Here is a 3,854-nt window from a genome sequence, read left to right on the forward strand (position 1 = left end):
GGGCTGCCACGACGGGGGGCTCGCCGTGGCGCTCGCGTCCTCCGCCCGGGAACGCGACCTCGAGGTGCTGCGTGCCACGATCGGCGCCGACGCCTTCATCGATGCCGCCACCAGCTCGGCAGACGCGAAGGAGAGCAAACCCGCCCCGGACATCCTCGTGGCAGCCCTCAACGCCGTGGGTGTGCCGGCGGCGGACGCCGTCTACGTGGGCGATGCCGTGTGGGACATCTACGCCGCCGGGAAGCTCGGTATCCCGGCCATCGGTCTCACCTGCGGTGGCACCAGCGAAGCAGAACTCCGGGACGCCGGCGCCGTCGAAATCCACCCTGGCCCCCGGGCGCTTCTGGACAACCTCCGGGACAGCGCGATTGGACGGCTCACCGCCCGCGTCCGCCGGAGCTAGCGGGTCCGCCGGCGGCTACAGTGTGTCCATGCATCCATCGGGGGATAGGGAATCCGGACCGTCGCGCCGCCCGCGGCTGGCACGGATGGCTGTGCCGCTTGCGGCCGTTGCGGGGACGGCCTGCCCTCCGCGGGATGACATTTCGCGGCAATGTTGGCGCGCAACACTGCCGTGAACTGCGAACTCGGCATACGCTAGCCGGATGACACGACATCACCTGCCCGCCAGGGTAGCCGTAGTTACCGGCGCCGGCTCGGGGATCGGCAGGGCCGTCGCCCGGATCATGCTCGCTGACGGGTACCGGGTGGTGCTGGCCGGCCGGCGCGAAGCTCAGTTGCTGGAGACGGGGGCGGGACATGCCCAGGCCCTCGCCGTTCCGTGCGATGTCACGGTGCCCGACGACGTCGAGGGGCTTTTCGCCGCCGCCCGCCAGCGCTGGGGACGCGTGGACGTACTGTTCAACAACGCCGGAGTGTTTGGCCCTGCCGCCTCCGTGGACGAGATCAGCCTCGCGGACTGGGACGCCACCGTGGCCGTGAACCTGACGGGCGCCATGCTCTGTGCCGCGGCCGCCGTCCGTGCCATGAAGGCGCAGTCACCGCAGGGCGGCCGGATCATCAACAACGGCTCGATTGCCGCCCACTCGCCCCGGCCCCGGACGGTGGCCTATACCGTCACCAAGCACGCCATGACCGGGCTGACCAAGAGCATTGAACTGGACGGACGCGGGTTTGGCATCACCTGCGGGCAAATCGACATTGGCAACACCGCCACCGAGCTGATGGACACCATCGGCGTCGGCTCCGGGGCCGTGCAGGCCGACGGCAGCAGCCGCGTGGAGCCGACCTTCCCGGTCGACGACGCCGCGCGTGCGGTGCTGCTGATGGCCGGGATGCCGCCCTCCGCCAGCGTCGGGTCCCTCGTGATTACCGCCGCCGGGATGCCGTTCATCGGGCGCGGGTAGCCGTAGTCGGGGGACTCCGTCCCTCTTAGAGCGGCAGCAGGCCGGAGAGGTCTGCGCGCAGCCCGGAGGCGGCCACCCGCCCGGCGTCGACGGCGTCTGCCCAGCGCAACTGCCCGCTGACCATCGCAAGCCAGGTGGCGGCGTCGCACTCTATGACATTCGGCGGAGTGCCGCGGGTATGCCGCGGGCCCTCCACACACTGCGTGACGCCAAACGGCGGCACCCGCACCTCCACCGAGTTGCCGGGCGCCCGGGCGGTGACCTCCTCCAGGGTGTACCGGACCGCCGTCGCCAGCGTGCTGCGGGGCACGGGGGTGCCGGCTTCCTGGCCGGTCCCACCGGCGGACTCCGACGCCGGAACGCTGGCTGCCTGCCACGCGGCGAGGGCCGCGCGGCCCTCATCGATGGCGATTCTGCGTCGGGCGACGGCCATGGCTAGTCGAGCAGGGCCGAGACGGCGTGGCCGAGACGGATTTTGCCCACCGGCCTGCCGCCGCCGAGCACGGGGGAGACCACCTTGTCCAGGACGCTGGCCACTTCCGGGACGTCGACGGCGCCGGCGGCCGCGAGCAGGGTCAGCCCGACGAGTGTGGTGGCCCGGATGTTGCCGTCGAGGATCTTGATGGCGACGGACGCGCCTGTGGGGGTGGCCATCACCAGCACGCCTTCGGCGCCGATCTTGGCGAGGATGCCGAGGTCGTCCATGACCACCGTGTTGCACTCGCCCTTGCCCTGCACCGCCCACGGGTAGTCCAGCATCGACGTGGCGATCGTGGCGGCGCGGGCATTGGAGTTCTTGTCCCCGGGGGCCTTGGCCAGCTTGGAGAAGGCCCGGGCCAGTCCGGTCAGGGAAACGGCTGCGACGGGGGCGCCGCAGCCGTCGATGCCGAGGTGGGCGATGCTTTCGCCGCAGTATTCCTCGATCACGGAGCGGATGCGCTGCTGCAGCGGGTGGTTGGGCTCGAGGTAGCTGTGCGTGTCCCAGCCGTTCTCGGTGCAGGCCCAGAGGAACGCGGCGTGCTTCCCGGAGCAGTTGAACGCCAGCTTGGACTTGCCCCGCTCGGAGCGGACCAGCCAGTTCCGGGCGGTTTCATCCTCGGGCCAGGCGGCCGGGCACTGGAGCTGCTCTTCCTTGACGCCTGCGGCCTTGAGCATGCCCTCGACGACGTCCATATGGTCCAGCGAGCCAACGTGGCTGCCGCAGGCGATCGCTGCCTGCGCGCCGCGCAGGGGAACTCCTGCCTGCATGGAAGCGAGGGCCTGCAGCGGCTTGAGCGTGGACCTGGCGTAGATCGGGGTGGTGATGTCGCCCAGTTCGGTGACGACGGTGCCGTCCCCGGCGAGGAGGACGGCGGAGCCGATGTGCCGGGACTCCACAAAACCGCTTCGTTCAACGACGGCCAGTTCGACGGCGGACTCGACGGTGAAGGTGGCATGCGAATTCAGGGGCATGCAGCAAGTCTATGGTGCCCGGGCAGGGATACCCGGTTATTCCACGGTCACCATCAGCGACTGCCAGCCGGACGCGCCGTCGGGCACCGGATCCGCCCGCTTGTCCGTCTGGACCTCGCCGGTGCCGTCGGTGGCGCGGGCCTTGATGTAGTGCGGGCCCGGGGTCGCTTCCCAGTCGAAGGACCACTGCCGCCAGGTGATGAGGGAAGCCTCTGTGGAGAGCACGGCTTCTGTCCAGGGCCCGTTGTCGATCTGCACCTCAACCTTGGTGATGCCGCGCGTCTGGGCCCACGCGGTGCCGCCGATCGCGACGCGTCCGGCAGGGACCTTGGCGAAGGACTTCGGGACTTCCACGCGGGCCATGGTCTTGATGGGGCCGCGCTCGGACCAGCCGCGCTGCGTCCAGTACGCCTTGCTGTCCGCGAAACGGGTGACTTCCAGGTCCACCACCCACTTGGTGGCGGAGACGAAGCCGTACAGGCCGGGGACGACCATCCGCACCGGGTAGCCGTGTTCCAGCGGCAGGGCTTCACCGTTCATGCCGATCGCCAGCATGGCGTCGCGGTCGTCCTGCAGGACCTCCAGCGGGGTCGAGGCGCTGAAGCCGTCGATCGAGGTGGAGAGCACCATATCCGCGCCGTCCTGGGGAGCGGCCATCTTGAGCACGTCACGGATGGGCATGCCCAGCCATTTGGCATTGCCGGCCAGGTTCCCGCCGACCGGGTTGGACACGCAGGTCAGGGAGACGTGTGATTCGATCAGGTCCGCGTCGAGCAGGTCCTGGAAGCTGAGCCGGATTTCCCGTTCCACGAGGCCGTGGACCCGCAATTCCCAGTCCTGGACGTTGATCTCCGGCACGCTCAGCGCGGTATCGATGCGATAGAAGTCGTTGTTGGGCGTCAGCCACGGTGTGACCCCGGGTGCCTTGGACTGCACGCCGGCGGGGACAGCGGGGGCCGGCTTCACCGGGGCGGGGAGCTGAAGGGATTCACGGGCCTGGGCGACGTTGCTGCGGGCCGCGCTGAGCAGACGCCC

The 3,854-nt window shown here is 69.9% G+C and carries 3 protein-coding genes and 2 pseudogenes (2 of these 5 cut by a window edge); 2 read left to right on the top strand and 3 right to left on the bottom strand.

Annotated features, from left to right (window positions below):
- Both K789_RS21955 and K789_RS0101205 read left to right on the top strand, forming a co-directional pair.
- A pseudogene (locus K789_RS21955) lies at positions 1–403 on the top strand (HAD family hydrolase); it begins 247 nt to the left of the window's first position.
- A 202-nt stretch (positions 404–605) separates the two neighbouring features.
- Entirely contained in the window at positions 606–1,367 is a 762-nt protein-coding gene (locus K789_RS0101205; protein ID WP_024365154.1) for an SDR family oxidoreductase, read from the top strand.
- 25 nt (positions 1,368–1,392) lie between these two features.
- Here the strand turns inward: K789_RS0101205 and K789_RS0101210 are convergent, their stop codons facing one another.
- The 3 genes and pseudogenes from K789_RS0101210 to K789_RS21960 form a co-directional block, all read right to left on the bottom strand.
- Positions 1,393–1,800, bottom strand: a complete 408-nt coding sequence (locus tag K789_RS0101210) for a sterol carrier family protein (RefSeq protein ID WP_024365155.1) — start codon at positions 1,798–1,800, stop codon at positions 1,393–1,395.
- 2 nt (positions 1,801–1,802) lie between these two features.
- Positions 1,803–2,819 carry an asparaginase gene (locus K789_RS0101215; protein WP_024365156.1) on the bottom strand — a complete coding sequence of 339 codons (1,017 nt, stop codon included), beginning with the start codon at positions 2,817–2,819 and terminating at the stop codon, positions 1,803–1,805.
- A 36-nt stretch (positions 2,820–2,855) separates the two neighbouring features.
- Positions 2,856–3,854, bottom strand: a pseudogene (locus K789_RS21960) (molybdopterin-dependent oxidoreductase); it runs 556 nt beyond the window's last position.

This window comes from Arthrobacter sp. TB 26 (assembly GCF_000427315.1).
GTDB lineage: Bacteria > Actinomycetota > Actinomycetes > Actinomycetales > Micrococcaceae > Arthrobacter.